The sequence below is a fragment of the Microbispora sitophila genome, assembly GCF_014892245.1.
GTDB lineage: Bacteria > Actinomycetota > Actinomycetes > Streptosporangiales > Streptosporangiaceae > Microbispora > Microbispora siamensis.
On the sequence record NZ_JADBGC010000019.1, the window covers coordinates 79,245 to 104,283 of the forward strand.

22 protein-coding genes are annotated in these 25,039 nt (G+C 72.5%); 12 read left to right on the forward strand and 10 right to left on the reverse strand.

Translation table 11 applies throughout. From position 1 onward, the window contains the following. Positions 1 to 7: 7 nt before the first annotated feature. The 3 genes from IL992_RS30890 to IL992_RS30900 are packed head-to-tail and all read right to left on the reverse strand — an operon-like array spanning position 8 to position 3,842. The gene (locus IL992_RS30890) at positions 8 to 1,570 is read right to left on the reverse strand and encodes a prenyltransferase/squalene oxidase repeat-containing protein (RefSeq protein ID WP_193206975.1); all 1,563 of its coding nucleotides are present in this window, start codon (positions 1,568 to 1,570) and stop codon (positions 8 to 10) included. Beyond that, entirely contained in the window at positions 1,567 to 2,463 is an 897-nt protein-coding gene (locus IL992_RS30895) for a terpene synthase family protein (RefSeq protein WP_193206875.1), read from the reverse strand. The genes IL992_RS30890 and IL992_RS30895 overlap by 4 nt, the downstream gene beginning before the upstream one ends. Next, positions 2,460 to 3,842, reverse strand: a complete 1,383-nt coding sequence (locus IL992_RS30900) for a cytochrome P450 (RefSeq protein WP_193206876.1) — start codon at positions 3,840 to 3,842, stop codon at positions 2,460 to 2,462. The genes IL992_RS30895 and IL992_RS30900 overlap by 4 nt, the downstream gene beginning before the upstream one ends. Positions 3,843 to 4,484: 642 nt before the next feature. Here IL992_RS30900 and IL992_RS30905 point away from each other — a divergent pair. Next, positions 4,485 to 5,588, forward strand: a complete 1,104-nt coding sequence (locus tag IL992_RS30905; RefSeq protein WP_193206877.1) for a cellulose binding domain-containing protein — start codon at positions 4,485 to 4,487, stop codon at positions 5,586 to 5,588. A gap of 182 nt (positions 5,589 to 5,770) precedes the next feature. Then, positions 5,771 to 7,978 (forward strand): sialidase family protein, encoded by a 2,208-nt coding sequence (locus tag IL992_RS30910; RefSeq protein ID WP_193206878.1) that lies wholly within the window; start codon positions 5,771 to 5,773, stop codon positions 7,976 to 7,978. Positions 7,979 to 8,259: 281 nt separating this feature from the next. On the opposite strand, the gene IL992_RS30915 is transcribed toward IL992_RS30910, so the two are convergent. Continuing rightward, positions 8,260 to 9,174 (reverse strand): SDR family oxidoreductase, encoded by a 915-nt coding sequence (locus IL992_RS30915; RefSeq protein ID WP_193206879.1) that lies wholly within the window; start codon positions 9,172 to 9,174, stop codon positions 8,260 to 8,262. A 117-nt stretch (positions 9,175 to 9,291) separates the two neighbouring features. Between IL992_RS30915 and IL992_RS30920 the strand changes: the two genes are divergently transcribed. Both IL992_RS30920 and IL992_RS30925 read left to right on the forward strand, forming a co-directional pair. Beyond that, positions 9,292 to 9,495, forward strand: coding sequence for an EF-hand domain-containing protein (locus IL992_RS30920; protein WP_193206880.1), 204 nt, complete (start codon positions 9,292 to 9,294; stop codon positions 9,493 to 9,495). A gap of 117 nt (positions 9,496 to 9,612) precedes the next feature. Next, positions 9,613 to 10,731, forward strand: coding sequence for a PucR family transcriptional regulator (locus tag IL992_RS30925; protein WP_226874083.1), 1,119 nt, complete (start codon positions 9,613 to 9,615; stop codon positions 10,729 to 10,731). A gap of 8 nt (positions 10,732 to 10,739) precedes the next feature. Here IL992_RS30925 and IL992_RS30930 read toward each other — a convergent pair whose 3' ends face one another. Continuing rightward, positions 10,740 to 11,864: an NAD(P)/FAD-dependent oxidoreductase gene (locus IL992_RS30930; protein ID WP_193206881.1), complete on the reverse strand. Its 1,125-nt coding sequence runs from the start codon at positions 11,862 to 11,864 to the stop codon at positions 10,740 to 10,742. Positions 11,865 to 11,963: 99 nt separating this feature from the next. Here IL992_RS30930 and IL992_RS30935 point away from each other — a divergent pair, with 99 nt between their 5' ends. The 7 genes from IL992_RS30935 (at position 11,964) to IL992_RS30965 (ending at position 18,429) form a co-directional block, all read left to right on the forward strand. Beyond that, complete coding sequence (locus tag IL992_RS30935) at positions 11,964 to 12,617, forward strand: helix-turn-helix domain-containing protein (RefSeq protein WP_226874084.1); 654 nt, start codon at positions 11,964 to 11,966, stop codon at positions 12,615 to 12,617. Between the two features lie 222 nt (positions 12,618 to 12,839). Continuing rightward, positions 12,840 to 14,006 carry a homogentisate 1,2-dioxygenase gene (locus tag IL992_RS30940; protein ID WP_193206882.1) on the forward strand — a complete coding sequence of 389 codons (1,167 nt, stop codon included), beginning with the start codon at positions 12,840 to 12,842 and terminating at the stop codon, positions 14,004 to 14,006. Then, entirely contained in the window at positions 14,003 to 15,094 is a 1,092-nt protein-coding gene (gene fahA, locus IL992_RS30945) for a fumarylacetoacetase (protein ID WP_193206967.1), read from the forward strand. The genes IL992_RS30940 and fahA overlap by 4 nt, the downstream gene beginning before the upstream one ends. 38 nt (positions 15,095 to 15,132) lie before the next feature. After that, a complete protein-coding gene (locus IL992_RS30950) occupies positions 15,133 to 16,314 on the forward strand; it encodes a L,D-transpeptidase (protein WP_319018944.1) in 1,182 nt (393 codons plus the stop codon). A 46-nt stretch (positions 16,315 to 16,360) separates the two neighbouring features. Continuing rightward, a complete protein-coding gene (locus tag IL992_RS30955; protein WP_193206883.1) occupies positions 16,361 to 16,792 on the forward strand; it encodes a VOC family protein in 432 nt (143 codons plus the stop codon). Between the two features lie 107 nt (positions 16,793 to 16,899). After that, positions 16,900 to 17,331, forward strand: coding sequence for an NfeD family protein (locus IL992_RS30960; protein ID WP_193206884.1), 432 nt, complete (start codon positions 16,900 to 16,902; stop codon positions 17,329 to 17,331). A 3-nt stretch (positions 17,332 to 17,334) separates the two neighbouring features. Then, positions 17,335 to 18,429 carry an SPFH domain-containing protein gene (locus IL992_RS30965; RefSeq protein WP_193206885.1) on the forward strand — a complete coding sequence of 365 codons (1,095 nt, stop codon included), beginning with the start codon at positions 17,335 to 17,337 and terminating at the stop codon, positions 18,427 to 18,429. 5 nt (positions 18,430 to 18,434) lie between these two features. On the opposite strand, the gene IL992_RS30970 is transcribed toward IL992_RS30965, so the two are convergent. Together IL992_RS30970 and IL992_RS30975 are read right to left on the reverse strand one after the other, a co-directional pair. Continuing rightward, a complete protein-coding gene (locus IL992_RS30970; protein WP_193206886.1) occupies positions 18,435 to 19,814 on the reverse strand; it encodes an FAD-dependent monooxygenase in 1,380 nt (459 codons plus the stop codon). A gap of 36 nt (positions 19,815 to 19,850) precedes the next feature. Beyond that, on the reverse strand, positions 19,851 to 20,504 hold the full coding sequence (locus IL992_RS30975; RefSeq protein ID WP_193206969.1) for a TetR/AcrR family transcriptional regulator: 654 nt from the start codon (positions 20,502 to 20,504) through the stop codon (positions 19,851 to 19,853). 103 nt (positions 20,505 to 20,607) lie between these two features. On the opposite strand from IL992_RS30975, the gene IL992_RS30980 reads away from it, so the two are divergent. Next, the gene (locus IL992_RS30980; protein WP_193206887.1) at positions 20,608 to 21,009 is read left to right on the forward strand and encodes a Dabb family protein; all 402 of its coding nucleotides are present in this window, start codon (positions 20,608 to 20,610) and stop codon (positions 21,007 to 21,009) included. A 16-nt stretch (positions 21,010 to 21,025) separates the two neighbouring features. On the opposite strand, the gene IL992_RS30985 is transcribed toward IL992_RS30980, so the two are convergent. Genes IL992_RS30985 through IL992_RS30995 form a run of 3 tightly spaced genes read right to left on the reverse strand, consistent with a single transcriptional unit; the run spans position 21,026 to position 25,039 of the window. Then, positions 21,026 to 22,759 carry a YfjP family GTPase gene (locus IL992_RS30985; RefSeq protein WP_193206888.1) on the reverse strand — a complete coding sequence of 578 codons (1,734 nt, stop codon included), beginning with the start codon at positions 22,757 to 22,759 and terminating at the stop codon, positions 21,026 to 21,028. After that, a complete protein-coding gene (locus IL992_RS30990) occupies positions 22,756 to 24,483 on the reverse strand; it encodes an ABC transporter (protein ID WP_193206889.1) in 1,728 nt (575 codons plus the stop codon). The genes IL992_RS30985 and IL992_RS30990 overlap by 4 nt, the downstream gene beginning before the upstream one ends. Before the next feature lie 49 nt (positions 24,484 to 24,532). Continuing rightward, positions 24,533 to 25,039 carry a hypothetical protein gene (locus tag IL992_RS30995; RefSeq protein ID WP_193206890.1) on the reverse strand — a complete coding sequence of 169 codons (507 nt, stop codon included), beginning with the start codon at positions 25,037 to 25,039 and terminating at the stop codon, positions 24,533 to 24,535.

Genomic DNA, 25,039 nt, shown 5'->3' on the forward strand with positions numbered 1-25,039 from the left:
GCGGAGATCATACTTGACTGACGGGCCTCACACCAAGTGACCGGGACTGTGCGAGGTGAATCGCGGCGAGGACGGCCGCACGGACGACCGCCTGCGGCCGGTAGAGGTCCTTGTCGTGCCACAGCGGCGGCCCTTCGGCGACATCGGCGGCCTCCAGCAGGTAGGCGTACCCACGCGCCGCCGCATCCTGAACGCGCTCCCCACTCCCCGCGAACAGCAGGAGTTGCAGGGCATAGGCCGTCTCCTCCGCCGTACCGGACCAGCGGCCCCATGACCCGTTATCGCGCTGGGTGTCCAGCACCCATTCGATCGCGGCGCGCACCGCCTGCGCCGCACCGGGGCCGCCGAACTCGTGCAGCGCGAGGGAGCAGGACACGGTCGCGTAGTACGGCGAGGCATGCCAGCGGTCGTCCCAGCTTCCGTTCTCCCGCTGCCGCTCGAGCAGCCAGCCCGTCAGCTTGCCGATCGCGGGGGCATACCGCGCCGCTTCGGCCGGCCATACCGCGGCGTACTGGCCGAAGGCGTCGAGCACGTGGGCGTTCACGCTGACGGAGGAGCCCTCCTCTCCCTGCCAGGTGCAGAAATGCGTCGGCGTCTCGAAGGCCCACAGGCTGTCCGGCCTGTGCGGCACGCCGAGCAGGGCCAGCGCGTACAACGCGACGGACGTGGTGTCGGCGTCGGGCGGCAGACCCGCTCCCGCGGGGGTGCCCGCGGGTCCGATGGACGCCCTCAGGTCCGCCAGCATCTCGGGAGGGACCTCGAACGGAATCCTGGCGCGGGCCAGCCAGCTCAGCACCCACCCGCGTTCGAACACGGTGATCGGCAGGCCCACCGGCACCGGACCACCGTGCCTGCGCACGATGGCCTCCAGGTGCCAGCGGACGGGATGCCCGGGCTCGCTCGGCCCCCTGTCTCCCAGCCACGCCGCGCTCGCCGCCGGCGAGGCGCCGACCGTACCGATCGCGGTCACGCGGACCACGGCCGCCCCGTTGGCCGCGTCGCCGGCGATCTCCAGCGCGTGGAGGAGTTTCTGCGGGATCTCCGCCTCCGACGCCAGCCAGGCGCGCACCGCCTCCAGCGGGGCGACGCTCATCCCCACGGGCAGCGCCAGGGGGGCGCTCATCCCGTTCTCCGCGAGGTGCTCGTTGATGAGCATGACCAGGGACGGGACGATCAGTTCGATGGCCGGCATGTCGGGCAGCGACAGCGCGGCGCCGCTGAGGCGGCGCGACAGGAGTCGCAGCCCACGCGCCGCCGCGTCCCGCAACGTCTCCACACCAACGCCGGTGTCGTCGCCCCGGCACAGCACCGACAGGAGTGCCTCGGTCGCGCTGAGGTTGGGCACCAGCCCATAGCCCTCCGGGGCTCCCCAGCCGCCGTCGCTCCGTTGGGTGTCGATCAGCCACCGCACCCGCTCGCCATGCCCGGTGAGCCAGGGAGCCAGTGTCACCAGACGGCCGGTCTCGTAGACCGACGGGGACACCTGCCCCCACGGCATCGACATCAGTCCGAGCACCAGGTCCTGAGCCGCACGACTGACGTCGGCCACCTGCGGGGCAAAGTCGCTCACAGTTCGCCCCAGTAGTCCGCGAGCCCGTAGAAGCCCGTGCTGTAACCGATCTGTCGTTCGAGGTAGGCCGACTCGTCCGGGCGGACTGACCGCAGCGGCCCGAGCACGGCACGGCATTCGCCGGTGAGGGCCGCGACGCGCGCGAGCACCTCGTCCCGGGACACGCCGAGCATGAGGGCGTTCAGATCCCCCCAGCCGACGTCGCGTTCATACGTCGCGAGGTCGTTGAGCAGGCGCAGCACGCGCTGGACGATGCCGCTCGCCCGAAGCAGTTCGTCCAGGTGGGGGATGAGGAGCGGATCGCCGGAGTGGATCCAGTGCCCGACGTTCACCAGGGTCGAGCCGAAGTTGTCGGCGTTGCCGAGATACTCCTCGAACGTCGGCAGCGCGGTCTCGCCGCCCTGCTTCCACTTCCACTCGCGCGCCATGGCGCCGAGCATGCGTTCGAGTTCGGCGCGCCAGGCCGCGTGGAGGCTCGGGAAGAGCGGGGACGCGGCGAGATCGTCGCGAATGGCGGCGAGAAACCGGGTGAGCGGCGTATGTGGGACGGGCTCCCGGCCGTACGCCACCGCGAGGCAGCCTCGCAGGATCTCGTCGATCTCTTCCTGCGAGGTGGCCTCATGGTCGATCAGCCAGTCGACCGCGAAGATCCACAAGGACGTGCGGTTGGCGATCCTGAGCTGCTCCGCCGTCGCCCACGGAGAGCCGAACGCGTTGGCGAGGGACACCGTGCCGAACAGCGTCGCGTCGAACGGATTGGCGGCGAACAGCTCGGGGAAGGCCCCCGCGCATTCCTGCAGGTCTCGCTGGCAGCGCGCCGCGAGGGCGCTGGTCCTGCCACTTGCGGCCGCCGCCGCCAGGTGCGCGGCTTCGCGGCTTCGTGCCAAGGTCATGCCGCGGCGCCCCCGCCGACGGGGACCAGGCGCACCTCGACGAGCTCCTTTGGGCGCAGCGACGCGGCCGGGAACGGCGTGAGAGGACGGGGAGCGCGCACCTGCGGGCGGAAGCGGGCAAGGAGACCCGCCACCATCAGCGGCGCCTCCGCGTAGAAGAGGTGCTGACCGATGCAGACGTGCGGGCCCCCGCCGAACGGGAAGTAGGCGTACCGGTGCCGGCGTTCCTGGCCGCCGTCCTCGGCGAACCGCTCCGGGTCGAACTCCTCGGGACGGTCCCAGAACTCCTCGAGACGATGGGTGGCGAAAGGGCTGATCAACAGCGTGGAACCGGCCTCGATCGGCACATCACCGAGCCGGCTCGGTTTCGCCGCGATCCGGGGCAGGATCCAGCCCGGCGGGTACAGCCGCAGCAGTTCGTTGAACACCGCCTTCATGTACGTGAGCCGGGGCAGGCACTCCGCGTCCACCGGCCCGCGTCCGACCACGGTCTCCACTTCCTCGTACAGCCGGGCGGCGACCTCGGGCTGGTCGTGGAGGACCGGCCACAGCCAGGTCAGCGCCACCGCCGTCGTCTCCACGGACGCGCCGTAGATGCTGACGAGATCGTCCCTGATCCGCCGTTCCGCCGCCGCGTCCTCCTCGTCGCGGCGGGCGCGAGCGAGCGCCGAGATGATGTCGTTGCCGTCACCCGGCTCCCTGATCGCCTGCCTGACCAGCGGCATCACGACCTCGTCGATCGTCTTCACCGCTCGCATGAAGGCCCGGTCTCCTGGCAGCGGGATCCAGTCCGGCGCGAACGGCAGCAGCAGCCGGGAGGCGAACGAGGTCGCGGCGATCCCGTACGCGGGGCCGAGCCGTTCGGCGTCCGCGACTGAGATCTTGCTGCCGAACAGGACCCGGATCACGGTCTTGCTCACGAGGCGGCTCATCTCCTCGTAGATGTCGATCCACCGCCCCGCCCGCGCGTACGGCTCCCACGCCGTGATGCCCTCGTCGATCGTCTCGGCCATGTCCCGGGTCAGGCTCGCGACGTACCTGGCGGTGAAGAGGGGCTGCATGATCCGTCGGGCGGACTCCCAGTCCGGGCCGTCGCTGATGATGCTTCTGCCGGCCAGCCGTTCCACCGGCTTCCATAACATGCCCTCGCGCGGATGGTTCTCCCAGTCACGGCGCAGGACGTGCTGGACGTGGTCCGGGTGGCTCACCAGATAGGGACGGAACGGCCCGAGGCCCAATCGGACGACCTGACCGTGAGCCTGCCTCGCGAAGCGCCCGAGCGCGTTCACCGGATCGCGCAGCAGAGGACGAAGGGTGCGGCGTAACGGCAGGGCGGGTGGCCTCACGACCCGATGGATGTTGATCGCCTCGGAGGTCACGGCCGTCTCCCTCTCGCGGTATGCGTGTGGCCGGACGCCCCTCGCCTGGGCCTCGTCCAGCGATCACACCGAACATCACGGGCGGAGTATCACATGATCCGGTCGAAATGATCAAGATTCCGGCTTAGTGATACTTTTGTAGTCGTTAGTCACCAGTTGAGACGTCAGTGGCGTTTGGGTTCCTGCCGCGGGCCGGGTTGTCGCACCGTGAGGAGCGAAAACAAAAGGGCCGGGCCTCACGGCCCGGCCCTCCTCAGGACGTGTCGTCAGGCGTGGCTGGTCACCAGCAGCGCGATGCCCACGAGGATGACGATGGGAATCAGCCACACCACGACCTCGCCGAGGAACTCCTTGTACATGGGGACCGAATCCTCTCGGTGACGTGCGAAAAGTAGACCGACGTGCAGCATATTCGGTCGTGCTGCCAGGGGGAACCCGGCATCGCCGCAGGCGATGAACGAGGGGGCGCTGCGCCCGGAGTGCTCACTGAGGCCGGCCGGGGACGCGATCGCCGGCCGGGCGAGTCATCGGATGAAACGTACATACATACCGGCTGGTCAGGGCTTTTGCCGCGCCTCGTCCCTGGGCCGGGCGGCGGGCCGCTCTCTACCATCGCGCCGGACAGCACGAGGGAGAGACGCGATGTCGAAGAGAAGTGCGGCGGTGGCGGCCCTGCTCGTGGTGCTCGGGCTGCTCGTCGCCCGGCCCGCCGAGGCGGCCGCGGTGCGGATCATGCCCCTGGGCGACTCGATCACCGGATCGCCCGGCTGCTGGCGGGCCTTGTTGTGGAACAAGCTGCAGAACGGCGGCTTCACCGACATCGACATGGTGGGGACGCTGCCCGCCCAGGGATGCGGGGTGCCGTACGACGGTGACAACGAGGGCCACGGCGGCTTCCTCGTCACGAACGTCGCCGACCAGAACCAACTCCCGGGCTGGCTCTCGGCGACCCGTCCCGACATCGTCATGATGCACTTCGGCACCAACGACGTGTGGAGCAACAAGCCCACCGACACGATCCTCGCGGCCTACGGCAAGCTCGTGGACCAGATGCGGGCCAGCAACCCGAGCATGAAGATCCTGGTCGCCCAGATCATCCCGATGAACCCGAGCACCTGCCCCGAGTGCGCCCAGCGGACCGTCGCCCTGAACAACGCGATCCCGGGCTGGGCCGCAGCGAAGACCACGGCGGCCTCCCCGATCGTGGTCGTCGACCAGTGGACCGGCTTCAGCACGGGCACGGACACCTACGACGGCGTGCACCCCAACGACAGCGGCAACCAGAAGATGGCGGACAAGTGGTATCCCGCCCTGTCGGCCCTGCTCGGCGGCGGGCAGCCGTCCCCCAGCCCGAGTCACAACCCCAGCCCCAGCCCCTCGCCGACCCGGTCGCCTTCTCCGTCGCCGTCGCCGTCCCCCTCGCCCTCGCCCTCGTCCGGGCCCTCGGGCTGCAGCGCGACCTACAAGATCACCAATCAATGGGGCGGCGGCTTCCAGGGTGAGGTCACGGTCAAGAACACGGGCACCGCTCCCATCAGCGCCTGGACCGTGACCTGGACCTTCGCCAACGGGCAGCAGGTGACTCAGGCGTGGGGCGGCAAGGCCACCCAGAGCGGAGCGGGCGTGACCGTGAAGAACGAGAGCTGGAACGGCTCCCTCGGCGCCGGCGCGAGCACCACGTTCGGCTTCATCGCCTCCTGGAACGCTTCCAATTCCGCCCCCACGCCCGCCTGCGCGGCCGTCTGACCTCGATCGGGCCGGGCCTTCATCGGCGCGGTCGGCCCGCCCGGCAGGCGTGCGTCCCCCGGTGTCCCCCGGTGCCCCCCTATGCGGGCCCGGGGGACGCGCGCTTACGGCCGGATGCACGTCTTTCGAACTGTTCGTGACAGCCGCCGTCTCGCGGTCGCCGACCGTGTTCCCTGGTACGGGTGATCCCCTCTGACCGGTCATGGCCGGATATCGACGTGGTCGGCGCCGCCGTCCGCGACCCCGTCACCGTGTACGGCGGCACCGGCGCTGTGCGCGAACTCTCCCACGAGGGCAACCGGGTCCCCGACGTCGCCGCCCTCGACGCCCGCCGCCTCGTGGTCGCCTGGCGGGCCGGGGCGGCCGACCCGGTGGACCCCTCGCCCACCGACCAGGGCGCGATCATGTACGCCCGGTCCGGGGACGGCGGCCGCACCTGGGCCACCGGCACGCTCGCGGCGGACACCTCCACCCATCGCTACCACTACGTCGTGTTCCTCAAGGACGGCGACGCGCTGCTGGCGCTGCTCGGCCGGATCACGATCACGGCCGACCGCGACGCCGCGGGGAACGTCGACGGCTTCCCGGTGACGATGGTCGCCAGGAGGAGCACCGACGGCGGCCGCACGTGGGCCGATCACCCCGTCTCCGTCGCCGTGCCGCCCAACTCCCGAGGGGTCGTCGTGGCCGGCAAACCTCTCCGGCACGAGGGCGTCTGGCTGGTGCCGTACTGGCAGGCGGCGGGCGGCACCACCAGGGCGGGCGTGCTGCGCTCGGCCGACCTGGTCACCTGGACGCCGGGCGCCCTGGCGGACAACCCGCCCGGCCTGTCCGTCGAGGAGCCGCAGGTCGTCGTGGCCCAGGACGACCCGCGCACCCTGCTCATGATCGCGCGTACGCTGCGCGGCGGCACCGCGGCGGACAAGGACGCCCACTACCGCACCCACGCCGCGTACGCCGCGACCGCGACCAGCACCGACGGCGGGCTGACCTGGTCCGCCTTCGCCGTGGACCCCGAACTGCCGAACTACTACGTCAAGACCTTCTTCGCGAAGGACTCCCTCGATCGCTATCTGACCGTCTACAACACCCTGGCGGGGCCGTTCACCGGCCCGGCGTCCGCGAAGCCCGACCAGTATCGCGAGGTCCTCTACTACAAGGTCAGACGGCCGGGCACACCGTGGGGCCCGGGGCGGCTCTTCGCCGACGGCAGGCGACTCACGCGGGGCGCGGCCCGCGGCTGGGACGTCTACGCCTCGGCCGACGAGTACGAGCCGGGCCGGTTCTTCGTCGTCTGGGAGCACAACCAGATCGAGATCAAGCTCGCCCGCCTCGACCTGGCCGACGTCTTCACCGGGGTCGCTCCCGGCTGGGGCGGATGGACCACGAGCGGCGGCGCCGAAGTCATCGGACCCATCGGCGAAGGCGGCCCGGCCCAGGCGGCCTCCTCTCCCGATGACGTCCGCGCTCTACGCCTGACCGCCGGGCGGATCAGCCGCCCGTACGGACCGCCTGAGGGCTTCGTCCTGACCTTCCACGGCAGGGTGACGCGCTTCCCGAGCTCCGGCGACGGCCTGACGATCGAGGTGAGCACGGGCACGCGCCTCCTCAGGATGGCCGTACGGCCCGACGGCGCGCACGCCCTGACGGCGGACGGATGGGCGCCCGTCCCGGGGGTGGGTGACCGGTGGCGGATGATCGTCGACGCGGCGGGCACCGCGACCGCGCAGGCCGTCTCCCCGGCAGGCCCGCCCGGAGCGCGGTGGACCATCCCGGCCGCGGACGGCCCGCCGGGCGTGTCGGTCGGCGGCGACGGAGAGGCCCTGCTGGATCTGGTCGAGGTCACCGACCACGTGGCGGGCGGCTCCTGGACGGGATGGACACTCGACCGGGGAGCGACTCTCATGGACGGCGGCCTGCGCCTGCGCAGCGCCACGAGCGGGGTGGTCTCGGCCGCGCTGCCCCTCGACGTGACCAGGGCGTGCGACTTCACCGTGGAGTTCCGGGGCCGGGTGATCGACGACAGTGCCCTGGACCCGCGGACCGGACGAGGGGTCAGCCTCGGGACGAAGGTCGCCAACGGCGCCCGCCGGCTCATGCTGACGGTGCAGCGAGGCGGCGTGTGGACGATGACGAAGGGATCCGGCACCTGGGAGAGGATCCTCACGCTCCCCGAGGCCGGCAGACCCGCCACCTGGAAGGTGACCGTGGACAGCGCGGGGGTGGCCCGCCTGCACCGCGACGGCGCGGACACGGGCGCGACCTGGGTGGTGCCGGACAGCAGGGAGACGCCGCAGGTCACGCACTGGGTGGTGGGCACGGCGGGCGGCAACGCGGCCGAGGCCCACATCGACTGGACCCTGATCACGGCCACCCTCGGCACCCGTTGACCGGTGCGAGCCGCCTCGCCGAGGCACCGCCGGACACCCGATTTCCGGACATCACCGGTTTCCGGACGTCACTGCGCCGACCGGAAGCTCCGGTCCTCGCGAAGTCCGCTTCGCTCCACCCACGAAAATTCCTCGCAGGCTCGGAATTTCCGCGGGGCCCGGTCTGGACCTTCGCTGCGGTCCTCGCTCCCGCCCGCTCCGCTCCTCGCTCCCGCCCGCTCCGCTCCTCGCGGGCCCGTCCGGCGTCTCCAGGGGCGGAAGCGGGAACCGGACCGGCTCTGTCATCGGTAGCCGGTGACGTCGGCGGGGAGGCCGGGGTCCTGGACCTCCACGAGATATCGCCAGCAGTCGGGGCGGCTGCCGTCCAGATCGGTGAAGCCGTACACCTGGGCCAGTTGACCGCTGGACAGCGACTGCCCGTTCCAGCGGCTCACCTCGGGGTCGGCGGCCAGGGCCGCCACCGCGCGTCCGACGAAGGCCGGGGTCTCGGAGATGGCGAAGTGCGGCACTTTGGCCAGCGCGTCGCGCCAGTTGGCCTCTGTCACGCCGAAGTGCTCCAGCATGAGCTCCGAACGCAGCCAGCCCGGCGTGAGCGACACCGCGGTCGCGCCGTGCGGCGCCAGCTCCTTGGCCTGGGCGAACGCCATGCGGTTCACAGACGTCTTCGCGAGGTCGTAGAAGAACGAGACGCGGTAGTTGGCGGCGTTGTACTCCGCCGTGCCGTCGGTGACCTCGACCACCAGACCACCCGGCTTGCGGATCAGCAGCGGCAGCGCGTAGTGGCTGGTGATGATGTGCGTGTCGATCGCCAGCCGCAGGATGCGCAGGCCGTCGTCGAGCGAGTGCTCCCAGAGCCGGTCGCTCCAGCTGAACAGCTGCTCGCCGCCCCAGATGTCGTTGACCAGCACGTCGAGCGCGCCCTGCTCGGCGTCGATCCGCTCCACGAGGGCCCGCACCTGCTCGCGGTCGAGGTGGTCCACCGGCACGGCGATCCCTCGCCCGCCGGCGGCCGTGACCAGCTCCGCCGTCTCCTCGATCGTCTCCGGCCTGTTCATCTCCGAGCGGCGCTCGCGGGTGCTGCGGCCGGTCACGTAGACCGTCGCCCCCGCCGCGCCCAGCTCGACCGCGATGCCGCGTCCCGCGCCCCGAGTCGCCCCGGCGACCAGTGCGACTTTTCCTTCCAGGCTGCCTGTCACGAGAGGCATGCTGGCACACGCCACCGACAAAAACGGAGCCCGCGGGTTGGCCGCGATCCCTGGGTGCAGCCCGTGCTTTCAGCTAGGGTGCTGATCGCGATCCCGGAGGAGGACGGCATGAGCGAATATGCGGCGACTTTTCAACTTATCGACACCGACGGGGACGGGCGGATCTCGGCCGAGGAGCTCGTCCGCCTGATGGACGTGCTCGGCCGGCCGCTCACGCTGCAGGGAGCGCAGGGCGCCATCGACAGGGTCGACGCCGACCGCGACGGCCTGATCGACCTGGAGGAGTTCGGCACCTGGCTGAGCGGGCACTGAGCGGGCACCGAGCCGGCACTGGGCAGGCGCTGAGCGGGCGTTGAGCGAGCGCTGAAAGGCGACGACGAGTTCTGGGGCGCGGTGCCTGCGGGCGTCGCGAGGCTGCTGCGTCCCCGCATGGGCGACGTCGCGGACCGCATGATCGCGGAGATCCAGCGGCGGGTGCCCGAATACGCCCGCCCGGCGGACGAGGTCTACATCAAGGTCCTTCGGCTGTCGGTCAACCAGGCGCTGCGGGGGTTCCTGGAACGCATCGAGAACCCGCGGGCGCCGTGGGACCCCGAGGTCTTCCGGACGATCGGCAGGGGCGAGGCCGCCGAGGGACGCGACCTCGAGCCCTTCCAGACCGCGATGCGGCTGGGCGCGCGGGTGGCGTGGCGGCGGCTCACCGAGCAGTCCGAGCAGCTCGGCCTCGACCCACGGACGCTGTACGACCTGGGCGAGGCCATCTTCGTCTACCTCGACCAGCTCGCCGCCGCGGCCGCGGAGGGCTTCGCCGAGGCGCGGGCGCACGCGGCCGGCGAGATGGAGCGCCGCCGCCGGCGGCTGCTCGACCTGCTGCTCACCCGGCCCGCGGCCTCGCCGGAGGCCGTCGCCGACCTGGCCAGGGCGGCCGGCTGGCGGCTCCCGCGCACGGTCGCCGGGGTGGCCCTGGAGGAACGCGACGGCGGTTCTCCCCTGCCGGTGCTGCCGCCGGACGTGCTGGCCGGGCTCGACCGCAACGTCCCGTGTCTCGTGGTGCCCGACCCCGGCGGCCCCGGGCGGGTGCAGGCGCTGGAGAGCGCCCTGCGCGGCTGGCGGGCCGCGATCGGCCCCGCTGTGCCGCTCGCCGCCGCCGCGAACTCGCTCGGCTGGGCCAGGGAGGCCCTCGACCTCGGCACCCGCGGCGTCCTGCCCCGGCGGGGACTGCTGCGCTGCGCCGACCACATGGCCACGCTGGTCGTCTTCAAGGACGAGGACCTGGTGGCCGCCCTGGCGGAGGTGCGCCTCGCGCCCCTCGCCCACCTGCGCCAGAGCCAGCAGGACCGCCTGGCCGAGACCCTGCTCGCCTGGCTGCGGCACGGCCGGGGCGTCGCCGAGGTCGCCGCGGCGCTCCACGTCCACCCGCAGACCGTGCGTTATCGCCTGCGCCAGATCGAGCAGTTGTACGGCGACGCGCTCGCCGACCCCGACGTCCGGTTCGAGCTGGAGATCGTCCTGCGCGCCCGCCAGGCCCGTCAGGATCCGCCCGGCTAGCTGCCCTCCTAAGGAATGGTGCCGCCGCTGGTCCGCAGGCCCCGGGCCACCGTCCGCTCGTGCAGGCCGAACCGCGCCTCCGGCTCCCGCTCGCCGTCGAGGATCTCCGCCACGTATCCGGCCAGGGCCGGGGCGTGCTTGAAGCCGTGCCCGGACTCCCCGCCGAGCAGCCATACGCCGTCCTCGGCCTCGGCGATGATCCACTCGGCGTCCCTGGTCAGCGCGTACTGGCAGACCTGGCTGAACACCACCGGCGCGCCCACCAGTGACGGGAACCGCCTGGCCAGATAGGCGCGCGCCTGCTCCTCGGTGTGCCGCAGCACCCGCCTGCCGCCGCTCTCCGGGTCGTACGGCTCGCCCTCGGCATCGCCGGTGATCTTCATCCCCATGCCGTCCAGGTCGCCGTGCCCGTACGCCGACAGGTCGTAGTCGCAGAACGCGGGCAGCGGCGGCGTGCTCCAGTCCCTGGGCACCCCGAAGTGGAAGGTGTCCTGCCGCGTCACCTGGACGTGTCCCGCCTCGTGAGGGAACAGTCGCGGCAGCCACGCGCCGCACGCCCACACCACGCGGTCCGCCGTCAGCACCTCGCCGTCCGCCACGACCCCGGCCCCTCGCCCGTACGGCACGGCCCGGGCGCGGACCTGCCGGACGCCGGCCGCGCCGGCGAGGCGCGCGGTCACCTGCGTCGCCCGCCGGGCCCGCAGCACCCCGGCGTTCGGCTCCCACAGCACGAAGGCGAGGTCGTCGCCCCGCAGGCCGGGGAACCGCCGCGCCGCCTCGGCCGGATCGAGCAGCTCACAGGGGATGTCCAGCCGCTCGAGCACCCGGGCGCTGCGCGTCTCCCAGCCGTCCGGGTCGCGGGCGAACCACATCAGCCCCGACTCGACGTACAGGTCCTCGCCGGTCCTGCGCTCCAGCCGGCGCCAGGCGTCGCGGGCCTGCCAGGCCAGCCGCGGATACCAATCGTCAGAGCCGTGCGCGCAGCGCAGCAGGCGGGTCTCCCCTGCGCTGGCCTGACGCACGTGACCCGGTGCGTACTGCTCGACGAGCGTCACCCGCCAGCCATCGTCGGCCAGCCGCAGCGCCAGCGACGCCCCCCAGATCCCCGCCCCCACCACGATCGCCGACTTCATCCACCGCTCCTTGATCGCGGACCGAAACCTACGTCCGACGTAGGCTACGTCGGATGCGGGTTTCGCCTACCGCTGGACCGGTGCGGTGATAATCAAGACATGATGGCGGCCGAATCGGCGCAGACGCTCGAACGGGGCCTACGGCTGTTGCGGCTGCTCGCGGACGCGAACCGGGGCCGCACGCCGACCGAGCTCGCCCAGGAGCTGGGCCTGAGCCGGCCGATCGTCTACCGGCTCCTGACGACGCTGCAGGCCGAGGGCTTCGCCCGGCGGGACGCGCAGGGCCGCGTGCATCTGGGCTTCGGGGTGCTCGTGCTGGCCCAGGCCGTGCATCCCCTGCTGCGGGCGGCGGCGCTCCCGGCGCTGCGCGCGCTCGCGGAGCAGGCGGGGGCGACCGCGCACCTCACCGTGGCCGAGGGCGACGAGGGGCTGGCGGTCGCGGTGGTCGAGCCCTCGTGGACCGACTTCCACGTCGCCTACCGGGAGGGCTCGCGCCATCCGCTGACGCGCGGCGCGGCCGGGCTGGCGCTGCTCGCGCTGCGCGAGGGCCGCACGGAGCCGCCGCTGCACACGAGCTGCGGACATCTCCAGGAGGGCGCGCAGGGCATCGCCGCGCCGATCCCGGGCCTGCCGTGGCTGGAGGCGTCCGTCGGCGTGGTCAGCTTCGCCGACCTCGACGCGGACAAGGTGGGCCCGCTGGTCCTGGAGGCCGCCGGCCGCCTGACGTCCGCCCTGTCCGAGCCCCCGCGCTGACGGTCACCACTCCCGCTCCGCGATCCGCCCGGCCGGCGCCGTACGCGCCGGGGACGCGGGCGGGGGCGACGGCTGCCGTCAGGTCGAGACGGATCGATGGATCTCCACTGCGCTCATGGCCGGCAGCTTGACATTCCCGGCGGCATGGCGAATCGTCGTACATATATAGGACATTCGCGTCCGATTAACGGACGAGCTTCACGGATAAGCAGAGGAGGCGCCATGCCGTACTACCGCGTGGTCGGGCAGGTGCCGCGCAAGCGCCACGTGCAGTTCCGCACACCCGACGGCGGGCTGTACAAGGAGGAGCTCATGGGAGAGGAGGGCTTCTCCTCCGACTCCTCGTTGCTCTACCACCGCCACGCGCCGACCGCCATCGTCAAGGCCGAGGCCGTGGACGCCGGAGCGCCCGGCCTCACGCCCAACCTGCCGCTGTCCCCGCGCCATTTCCGCACCCGGGACCTGACGCCCGACGGCGACCTGGTCTCCGGGCGGATGCTGCTGGCCGGCAACTCCGACGTCCGCATCTCGTACGCCGCGACGCAGGCGCCCAGCGAGCTGTACCGCGACTCGATGGGCGACGAGTGCGTCTACATCGCGAGCGGCCGGGCCCGGTTCGAGTCGGCGTACGGCGCGCTGGACGTGGCCGAGGGCGACTACGTGGTGATCCCCACCGGGACGATCCACCGGTGGGTGCCCGAGGGCCCGGTGACCGCACTGGTGATCGAGGCGGCCGGGCACATCAGGCCGCCGAAGCGCTACCTGTCCCAGTTCGGCCAGTTCCTGGAGCACGCGCCGTACTGCGAGCGCGACCTGCGCGCACCGGCCGAGCCGCTGCTCGTGGACGGGGAGGAGGTCCCGGTCCTGGTCAGGACGCGGGGCGGGCTGACCCGGCTGACCTACGCCCACCATCCCTTCGACGTGGTGGGCTGGGACGGCTGCCTCTACCCGTACGCGTTCAACATCCAGGACTTCGAGCCGATCGTGAAGCGCACCCACGCGCCGCCGCCGGTCCACCAGACCTTCGAGGGTCCGGGCTTCGTCGTCTGCTCGTTCTGTCCCCGGCCGCTGGACTTCCACCCGGAGGCCGTGCCGATCCCGTACAACCACCACAACGTGGACTCCGACGAGTTCATGTTCTACGTGGGCGGCGACTACACGGCCAGGAAGGGGTCGGGCATCGACGTCGGCTCGATCTCGCTGCACCCGGCCGGCTTCACGCACGGCCCGCAGCCGGGCGCGGTGGAGGCCGCCGTCGAGGCCGTACGTCAGGGGCACACCGAGACGACCGAGATGGCCGTCATGATCGACACCTTCCGCCCGCTCGACCTCGGCCAGGCCGCCCTCGCGTGCGAGGACACCGGCTACGCGTGGACGTGGGCGAGATGAGCTTCGGGCTCGACAACCTGCCGTACGGCGTGTTCTCCCGGCCCGGCGAGCCCCGCAGGGTCGGCGTCCGGGTCGGGGACCAGGTCCTCGACCTGGCGGCCGCCCTCGGCAGGGACGTCTACGCGGCGCCCAGCCTCAACCCGCTGCTGGCCCTGGGCCGTGCGGCCTGGCAGGAGACGCGGGCGCGGGCACGCGAGGCGGCGGCCACGGGCGACCACCTGATCCCGCTGACGGAGGTGACCCTGCACCTGCCGGTCGAGGTGGCCGACTACGTGGACTTCTACGCCTCGCTCGAGCACGCGTCGAACCTCGGGCGGATGTTCCGGCCGGACGACGAGCCGCTGAAGCAGAACTGGCGGCACCTGCCCGTCGGCTACCACGGGCGGGCGGGCACCGTCGTCGTCTCGGGGACCCCGATCAGGCGGCCGTGCGGGCAGCGGCCGTCGTTCGGCCCGTCGCAGAAGCTCGACATCGAGGCGGAGGTCGGCTTCGTCGTCGGGGTGCCGACGCCGCTCGGCGAGCGCGCCGGCGCGTTCGAGGACCACGTCTTCGGGGTGGCGCTCCTCAACGACTGGAGCGCCCGCGACATCCAGGCGTGGGAGTACGTCCCGCTCGGTCCTTTCCTGGGCAAGTCGTTCGCCACCTCGATGTCCGCGTGGATCACGCCGCTCGACGCCCTGGAGGAGGCCAGGGTCGAGGGCCGGTCGCAGGACCCCGAGCCCCTCCCGTACCTCGCCAGGCAGGCGCCCTGGGGGCTCGACCTCACGCTACGCGTCGACCTCAACGGCGAGACGGTCTCGACGCCGTCGTTCCGCGACATGTACTGGACGCCCGACCAGATGCTCGCCCACATGACCGTGAACGGCGCCCGTCTGCGCACCGGCGACCTGTTCGCGAGCGGGACGGTCTCGTCGATCGGGCAGCCGGGCTCGCTCATCGAGCTGACCTGGAACGGCGCAGACCCGGTCAAACTGCCCGGCGAGACCCGCACCTTCCTGGAGGACGGCGACATCGTCACGATCAGCGCGTGGACCTCGCACGGGATCAGCCTCGGCGAGGTCTCGGGAAGGATCCTTCCGGCGACTTAGCGTGTTCTTGTCGTCACCCCTCGCTATCTTGGGTGCACGTGAAGCCACGCACCCTGCCTCCCGCCGCCCGCGCCCTGCTCGCGGTGCTGCTCGTGGCCTGTCCCGCGCTCGTCGCGGGCTGCGCCGTACGCGTGCCGCCCGCGCCGCGCATCACGATCACCCCGGCCTCCGGCGCGGCGGCCGTTGCGCCGGAGGCGGGGCTGGTCGTCAGGGCGGAGGGCGGCAGACTGACCAGCGTGCTGGCGTTCGCGGGGCGCGACCCGGTGCCCGGCGCCTTCGACCCGGCCCGCACCGTGTGGCGGTCGTCGTGGACGCTGCGGCCCGGCACGCAGTATGTCGTCAACGCCGTCGCGACCGGTGCCCAGGGCGTCACCGCCCAGGTCGCGGGCCGGTTCCGCACGCTCACCCCGCACCGTGAGGTCGCCGTCGCCTCGGTCGTCCCCTACGACGGGGAGACGGTCGGGGTCGGCATGCCGATCATCGTGACGTTCACCAGGCCGGTCGAGGACCGCGCGGCGGTCGAGCGGGCGCTGGATGTCCGGGGCCCGGCCGAGGGCGCCTGGCGCTGGGCGAGCTCCACCCAGGTCGTCTACCGGCCGCGGAAGTGGTGGCCGGCCGGCGGCGACGTGCGCTTCACCGCTCATCTCGCCGGCGTCCGCGCCGCCCCCGGCACGTACGGCGCCGCCGACCGGAGCGTGGCCTTCACCGTGGGCCGGGCCATGGTCAGCACGGTCGATACCCGTGCCCACCAGATGGTGGTGCGGCAGGACGGCAGGGTGGCCCAGCGCATGCCGATCAGCGCCGGCATGGCGACCACCAGGGAGTACACGACCACGAGCGGGATCCACCTGACGATGGACAAGGGCAACCCCGTCCGCATGGTCTCGCCGGGCCGCCGCAAGGGCGACCCCGGCTACTACGACAAGCTGATCGACTACGCCGTACGGATCTCCAACAGCGGGGAGTACGTCCACGCGCTGGACAACGTGTGGGCGCAGGGCAGGGCCAACGTCAGCCACGGCTGCGTGAACGTCCGCCCCGACCGGGCGCGGTGGTTCTACGAGCACGCGCTGCGCGGCGATCCCGTCGTCGTCACCGGCACCACTCGTGCGCTGGAGTGGAACAACGGCTGGGGCTACTGGCAGCTCTCCTGGCCCCGATGGCTCGCCGGCAGCGCCCTCCGGCACGCCGTCGCCGAGACCCCTTCCGCCGCCTCTTGACAGAGGTGGCCGCATTCAAGTCAGCGTCCTGCATTACCGTCGAGTCATGGCAGTAGCAATCGATCTGACCCTTTACTGCGAGAACGCCCGGCTCCTCGCCGAGTTCTGGAAGACGGCGCTCGGCTACGTGGACGAGATCCCGGCGGCTCGATACGCGACCAGTGAGGAGTCGTTCGCGCGGTTCGACCTGCCGGCCGGCGGCGCCGAGGACGACGGGGCCTGCCTCTGCGACCCCGAGGGGGTCGGCCCCCGGCTCTCCATCCTCCGGGTCCCCGAGCGGAAGACGGCGGAAAACCGCCTCCACATCGACGTCCGCGTGCCGGGAGACGGCACAGCCGCCGACCGGTGGGAGCGGATCAGGGCGGAGGCCGCCCGGCTGGTGCGCGCCGGCGGCACGATCCTCGAGGCGTTCGACGACCACATCCTGATGGCCGACCCGGAGGGCAACGAGTTCCGCGTCGCCCCGTCCCCTGCGTGAAACCCCGCCTGAGCGCGGGCTCACTGGGAGACCGCGGCCGTACGGGTTAGGTTTGAGGAGGAGGAACCCGACCCGAGCGGTGTTCGTTCATTGCTATGGAGGCGGCAATGGACCCCTGGATCGTATGGCTCATCCTGGCGGCGGTGCTGGGTGTCGCGGAGATCTTCACGCTGACCGCGGCGTTGGGGCTGCTGTCCGTCGCGGCCTTGCTCACGACCGTCGTCGCGGCCGTCGGGCTGCCGCCCGCGATCCAGTTGGCCGTGTTCGTCATCGCCTCCGCCGCCGGCCTCGCCGGGGTGCGCCCGATCGCGCTCCGGCACATCAAGCAGCCGCCGCCGAAGCGCTTCGGAGTGTCCGCGCTCGTCGGCAAGTCCGCGTACGTGACCAAGGAGGTCACCGGCAGGGACGGCCGGGTGCGGATCGGCGGCGAGGAGTGGTCGGCCCGTGCCTACGACGAGACGCTCGTGATCCCGCCGGGGGCCACGGTCGACGTCATAGAGATCGAGGGCGCCACCGCCCTCGTCTATCCCCGGGAGTGAGCAATGGACGCAGCAGTGATCGCCGGAATCGTCATCGCGTTCGTCGCGATCCTGACGGTGCTGCGGGCGGTCCGGATCGTGCCCCAGGCCAGAGCCGGCAACGTCGAGCGACTGGGCAGGTACTACCGCACACTCGGCCCCGGCCTGAACTTCGTCATCCCCTTCATCGACCGGGTCCGCCCGCTGCTGGACCTGCGCGAGCAGGTGGTGTCGTTCAAGCCGCAGCCGGTCATCACCGAGGACAACCTCGTCGTGGACATCGACACGGTGCTGTATTTCCAGGTCACCGATCCCCGGGCGGCGGAGTACGAGATCGCCAACTTCATCCAGGGCGTCGAGCAGCTCACCGTGACGACGCTGCGCAACGTGGTCGGCGGCATGGACCTGGAGAAGACGCTCACCTCTCGTGACATGATCAACAGCCAGCTGCGCGGCGTGCTGGACGAGGCCACCGGCAAGTGGGGCATCCGGGTCAACCGGGTCGAGATCAAGGCGATCGACCCGCCGAAGACCATCAAGGACGCCATGGAGAAGCAGATGCGCGCCGAGCGGGACAAGCGCGCGGCGATCCTCACGGCCGAGGGCCAGCGGCAGTCGCAGATCCTCACGGCCGAAGGTGAGAAGCAGAGCGCGATCCTGCGTGCCGAGGGCGAGCGGACCTCCCAGATCCTCAAGGCCCAGGGTCAGTCGCAGGCGATCGACGAGGTGTTCCAGGCCGTGCACCGCAACGACCCCGACCCCAAGCTGCTCGCCTACCAGTACCTCCAGGTGCTGCCCCAGCTCGCCCAGGGCCAGGGCAACACGATGTGGGTGATCCCGAGCGAGGTCACCTCGGCGCTCAACACGCTGTCGAAGGCGTTCACCGAGTCGCTGCCCGCGAGCCGGGCCACCGTGACGGACGGCAGGGAGCACGAGCGGAGGACGGCGGGCAGCGAGGCGGTCGCCGAGGCCGAGCGCGCCGCCGCCGAGGCCAAGGCGGCGGCCGAGGACAGCGAGCTGGGACCGCGCCAGATCGAGGCCCGTCGTCCCGCCCTCGGCGCGGACGGGGTCTCCACCCCGGACCCGGCCCACGCCGTACGCCCGGACGAGCGCCCGTAGCGCACTCAGACCATGGCCAGGTAGGCGGCGAGTTCGTCGGCCGAGGAGGTGGAGATCCCCACGTAGCCGTCCGGCCGGACGAGGGTGTGCCGCTCGCCGCCGTACGGCTCGGCCGGCGCGTACGCGCGCACCTCGGGACCACCGGGGACGCGCGGAGCGGGGTCCGGGGAGAGCAGGGTGAAGTGCGGGCCCCGCAGCAGGTCGAACATGCGGGCCCGCGTCCCGTCCGCCAGCGGGAGCGGGCCGTCCGGCACCCGGTCGCCGCCGCGCCGGGCGAGCGAGCCGCCCCGGTAGCCCAGCGAGAGCTGGTAGGTCTCCTCGCCGCGTTTGTAGGACTTCTTGTCGGCGAGATCCAGGCTGAGGCCGAGCACCCGGGCGGCGACGGGCCTGCGTTCCTCCTCGTAGGTGTCCAGCAGCGCCTCCGGCGCCCCGGCGAGCACCCGGGCGAGCTTCCAGCCCAGGTTGTAGGCGTCCTGGACGCCGGTGTTGAGCCCCTGGCCGCCCGCAGGCGGGTGCACGTGGACGGCGTCCCCTGCCAGGAAGACCCGGCCGGACCGGTAGCGCTCGGCGAGGCGGATGTTCACCCGGTAGAGGGAGGACCACAGCAGCTCGGTCAGGCGTACCCCGCGCAGCATGGACCTCTCGGCGAAGATCCGCTGATATCCGGACAACGTCTGCTCCGGCGTGACCCCCGGCTTCAGCGAGGCGAGCATCTGGAAGGTGTCGGCGCCGGCCATCGGGTAGAGCGCCACCATCCCCCGGCCCGGCCGCACCCAGACGTGGATGTGGTCCCGGTCGAGCCCCTCGGCGCGTACGTCGCCGAGGGCCATCCGCTCCTCCTCGCGGGTCTCGCCGGTGAAGCCGATGCCGAGGGCCTTGCGCACCGGGCTCCTGCCGCCGTCCGCCGCGACCAGGTAACGCGCCCGCAGGATCTCTCCCGTGCCGAGCCCGGCGGTCACCCCGTCCGCGTCCTGCTCGAAGCCGGTCAGCGCACTGCTCTGCTCCACCTTCCCGCCCAGCTCGGCCAGGCGCTCGCGCAGCACCGCCTCGGTGCGCCACTGCGGGTGCATCAGCACCGTCGGGTACGGCACCGCGTCCGTGGCCACGGCCGGCCTGTGCATGCGGGCCTGCCAGACCGGCACCCTGCCGATCCTGACCCGCAGCGGCGGGTAGGGCGTCGCCGCCGCGAGGATCGGGCCGATCACGCCGAGGTCGTCGAAGACCTCCTGCGTACGCGGTTGCAGGCCCTTGCCCTTGGAGCCGGCCGCGGGCTCGGGCGCCTGGTCGACGACGCGGAAGGCGACCCCTCGGCGGGCCAGGTCCACGGCGAGGGTGAGCCCGGTCGGGCCGGCTCCGACGATCAGTACGTCCGTGTTCTCATGCATGCCCCGACCGTGACAGCCCGCCCTGCCAGATCCCTGTCAGACGCCTGCCGTCGTTCCGTACGCCCGCAGGAAGGTGTCGACGGCGGCGTCGGCGACGCTGTGGGTCTCCTCGGCAGAGGCGGTGCGGGTGCCGAGCGCCGTCCGCCCCTCCATCGGGCCGGTGAGCAGCGCCAGGAACTGCTCGGCCGCGGGCGCCGGGTCGCAGGGACGTAGGCGTCCGGCCAAGGAGAGCCGGGCCAGCCGATCCGCCAGGGCCTCGGCGAGCCGGCGCCCCGTCCGCCCCTGAACGATCTCGACGATGTCGGGGATTCGGGCGATCTGGCCGTAGGTCAGCCGTCGCAGCGCGTGCGACCGCTCACCGCAGCACACCTGGAGCAGGCTGTACGCCACGTCCTCCAAGACGGCCCGCAGATCGTCACCGGGATCCCGCAGCCTGTCCACCACGGCCAGGTTCTCCGCCGACACGGCGTCGGCCGCGACCTCCATCGCCTGCCGGAACAAGCACTCCTTGTCGCCGAAGTGGTTGTAGACGGTCAGCTTGGCGACTCCCGCCGCTTCGGCGATTTCCTGCACGGACGCCTGTGAATAGCCCCGCTCGGCGAAGACGGCGAAAGCGGCCTCCAGGATCGCCCGCCGCTTGTCGATGCGTCCCCGGGAGTCGGGGCGTCCCGCCGTCGTCAGCTCCGCCATCACGACCCGCACTGTACCAACGAGACCACTTGAGTGAACCTGCTTGTTCAAAACCTTCTAGGTCAATAGAGTAAACCGGCAAGTTCAATCTGGAAGGAAACCTGTGATCGTCAACATCCTGCGGTTCAACTTCAGAGACGGGACCACCGACGAGGAGAAGGAGGAGGTGCTGGCGGCGATGAGGCGCACGGCGTCCGTCGAGTCGGTGGCGTTCTCCAGCGTCGGCCAGGACCTGGGGGATCCCTCCGACGGCTACACCCATGCGTACCTCGCCGCGGTCGAGGACCTCGCGGCGCTGGAGCGGTACATGTACGACCCGGTGCATCTGGAAGGGGACCCGCACATCCTGCCCCGCCTCGCCCGGCTCTCGGCGGTGCGCCTGTCGGACGACCTGGATCCCGGCCTGCACGAGAAGATCACCGCGATGCACCTGAAGAAGGTGGCGACCTATCCCGAGTGGGGCCGGCTCCTCGACGCCATTCCCAACGACCGGGTCTCCGCGTAGCGGCGGCCGCCGGCGCTCAGGACGCGGCGAGGGTTACGCGGTCGGCGAAGCGGGTGTAACGCGACAGCTCGTCGCGTGTCGGGGTGATGACCAGCTCGTCGGCGACCTGTTCGATGCCGGCGTGCAACACCTTGGCGGCTCTGCGCGCCCTGCGCCGCCCCCCGGCCCAGGCGAACACCCGGCACAGCGCGGCGATCAGCACTCCCGCCAGCGCGCCGCCCAGCAGGAGCACGGTCGGCCACGGCGCCCGACCGACCGTGGGGGTGGGAAGCCCGGGCAGCATGAGGTAGTCCAGCGCGAAGCGCACGAGCAGCCAGATCGCGCCCGCGGCCATCGCGGCGACCGTCAGCCACTGCGCGGTCCCCGCCACGCGCCACCATCGAGGGGCGCTGGAGACGCCGCCCGAGGTGGCCGCGGCGACCGTGCGGTCCAGGGCGTCCGTCAGCTCCTCCGACCGCGACCGCGCCGCGTGCCGTACGGCTGTCGCCCACGGCTCGGGCACCGGGGCGGAGGCGGCGGCTCCGACGTCGCGCAGGGCGGTGTCCACGGCCGACACCTCCACGGCGGTTGCCGCGGGCAGCGAGGAACGGGCGCCCTTGGCCAGGTGGAGACGGCGCAGCGGATCGGGCCGCAGCCTGCGCAGCCAGCGCGTCACCGGCCAGCCCGTCGCGGCGATCGAGCGGTGCCGATGCGACTTCGCGACCGCCTCGACCACGACGGGCACCCCGGCCGCCTGTGCCAGCGCCCGCGTCAGCGCCCTGCTCACGGCGACCTGCGGCACCGCGACCTGTCCGGGCACGGGCGGGGCGCCTGCCGTCGCAGCGGGAGGCGGCGACGCGGCGACGGCCGCCGCCCTCGGCTCCCGCACGGCCGGAGGCAGGGTGACAGCCGGCAGCGCCGCCCCGACGCCCGGCTCCGGCTCCGGCTCCGGCTCCCGAGCGTCGGGGGGGCGGGTGTGCGCCCAGAGCGCGGCGGCGGCCGAGGCCACGTCGGCGGCGAGCCGCGACGACCAGGCGCGGCGGCGGGAGACCTGCCGGTCGAGCAGCGCCCGCAGTTCGGGGACGCCCTCGCCGGTGCGGGCGGAGACGCCGAGCACCGGCACCCCTTCGAGCCCATCGGCCGCCAGCAGGCCGCGCAGGTCGTCGAGACAGCGCTTGACCGACCGCTCCGGGAGCCGGTCCACCTGGTTGAGCACGACGACCATGACATCCCGGTGCCGGGCGAGCGGGCGCAGGTAGCGCTCGTGCACGGCCGCGTCGGCGTACTTCTGCGGGTCGAGCACCCAGACCAGCAGGTCGACCGCGGCGACCAGGCGGTCGACCTCCCTGCGGTGGGACAGCTCGATGGAGTCGTGGTCGGGCAGGTCCAGCAGGATCAGCCCCGACGCGTCACCCTCGACCGTGTGGCGCAACGGGACGTCGAGCCAGTCGAGCAGCGGTCCCGAGCCGTCCGGGCCCCACAGGGCCGCCTGCGCCTTGGCGGTCGTCGGCCTGGTCACCCCCACAGTGGCCAGCTCGGTCCCGGACAGGGCGTTGAACAGCGACGACTTGCCGCTCCCCGTCGCCCCGGCGAGGGCGACCGCCGTGTGCTCCACCGACAGGCCGCGCCGTACGCCCGCCCGGGCGACCACGGCGCGGGCGTGGTCCACGGCCTCCTGGCCGAGCCGGCCCTCCGCCAGGTCGGCGGCCTCCGCGAGCGCCTCCAGGCGGTCGTCCAGCGACACCTCCGCCTTCCTGCGCGGGAGCTTCAAAGGACGCCCCTCTCCTGTACGGCCTTGGCGGCCTCCCGCAGCCGGGCCGCCGTCTCCGGAGCCGGGCCCAGCCCCTCCACCAGGGAGGTGAAGCGGGAGCGTTCCTCGTCGAGCAGCGCGCGGACGCGCCGCCGCAGGTCCTCGCGCGCCTCCTGGGTCAGCGTGCGTACGGCCTGGTCGCCGAAGACGGCTTCGAGCAGCTTCTGGCTGAGCACGCCGGTGCCGCCGGCGATGCCCAGCTCGATGCCGGTGATCCCGCCGGTCGTGGAGAACACCGCCAGCATGATCAGTACGCCGAGGCTGTTCACGCCGAACGACGCCGCCCGGGCGAGCGTGCGCCGGTCGGCGCCCTCGGAGCGGACGAGATCGAGCACGTGCCCCTGCCAATCGCGTACGGCCGCGCCGGCCCGCCCGGGCAGATCGGCGGACGCGCGGCCGAGCCGCCCGGAGACGGCGACGCCGGACTTCTCCAGCAGGTCGCGCCCGGCGGGAAGGGCCAGCCACGCCTCGACGGCCCGCTCCGCGGCGGCGTCGGCGGTGGCGCGGATCAGCGACTCCACCCCGCTCTCCAGCGCGACCCGCAGCTCCCTGTCGGGCGCGGGGCGGCCCCGGAAGGCGGCGACGAGGCGGTCGCGCAGCCAGCCGACGCGGGACTCCAGGGCCCGCATGAGGTCGCCGGTGCCCACGAAGTCCTGCCAGCGGGCCAGCACCTCCCCGCGCAGCAGCCTGCCGTCGCGCATTCCCTCGTCGAACGCCGACATCGCCACGTCGTACGCCCTGCCCGCGATGTCGCGCAGCTCGGCGATCCCCGCCCGCTGACGCTCCACCCGATCAGCCAGGTCGGGCACCCGGGTGCCGAGGCTGTCCAGGGCGCCGGTCAGGGTCCGCCGTACGACCTCGGCCCGCGCCTTGGCGTCCACGGACAGGTCGGCGAGCCAGGTCGCGATCGGCTGCACGACGTGGGCGGGCAGCCGGGCGCGTTCCGACGGCAGCTCCAGCTCGGGGACGGCGAACAGCGGGGTGGCGCCCAGGCCGTTCTCCCGCAGGAGCCGGGTCAGGTCGGCGGCCACGGGCTCGCGCGCCTCGGCCGGGACCCGCTGGAGGATCACCGCGAGCGCCGTGCTCCGCTCCCGGGCCAGGCGCAGGAAGCTCCACGGCACCTCGTCGGCGTACCGCGCGGCGGTCGTGACGAACAACCACAGGTCGGCCGCGGCGAGCAGCTGCGCGGCCAGCTCGCGGTTGGCCGTGACGATCGAGTCGATGTCGGGGGCGTCGAGCAGCGCCAGCCCGGGGGGCAGGGCGTCCACGGGGGCGATCCGCAGGGTGCCCGGCTCGCCGCGTCCGCCGCCGGCCGTCCCGCCCGTCACCCTGGCCAGCCCGGGCAGGATGGTGGTGGAGGTGAACCAGGCGACGTCGGCGGGGTTGCACACCAGGGTCGGCGCGAGCGTGGTGGGCCGCAGCACCCCGGGCTCGGTCACGATCATGCCGGCCAGCGAGTTGACCAGGGTGGACTTGCCCGCCCCGGTGGAACCGCCGACCACGGCGAGCAGCGGCGCGTCGATGGCCGCCAGGCGGGGCAGCAGGTAGTCGTCGAGCTGCCCGCGCAGCTCCCCCAGGACGCGCCGGTCGCCCGCGGCGTCCCCGATCTCCAGGGGGAACAGGTCCTGATCGAGGTGACACCGCAGGCTCTCCAGGGCGGCCCGCAGCCGGTCGTTCCCCGCCATACTCCCGACCTTCCCTGAGGAAGGCCGCCGAATCAGCCGCCCCGGCCGGTCAGGCAGTGGGCGTGGGCGCGGGCAGCAGCACCTTGCACTTGTCGTACGCCTTGGCAACTTTCGGGTCCGCCGTGGGCAGGTCGCGCACGCGCCCGCCGGCGGGCAGCTCGGCGCCGTTGTCCTTCATGCAGGTGCGGAACGCCTGCATGGCCTGCGGATCGACGCCGCGCCCGCCGCCGAACCCGCCCCGGCCGCCTTGCGGCATCAGGGAGCGGCACGCCTCGAATGCCTTGCTCATGGCGGGGTCCATCGACCGGAATCCGCCGAAGCCCCCGCTCGGTCTGGCGGTCGGTCTACCCGAGGGTCCGGCGCCGGGCCGCCCGCTGGGCGGCGTGACGCCGTTCTTGCGCAGGCACTCGGTGAACGCGGCCCGGGGGTCGGCGCTCGAACCACCTCCGGCGGCGGCCTGCGTGGTGGTCGTGGCGGCGGTGTCGTCACCGCCGCCGCAGCCGGTCACCGTGACCGCCAGGACCGCCGCGGCGACCGCGATGGACAGGTATCGCAA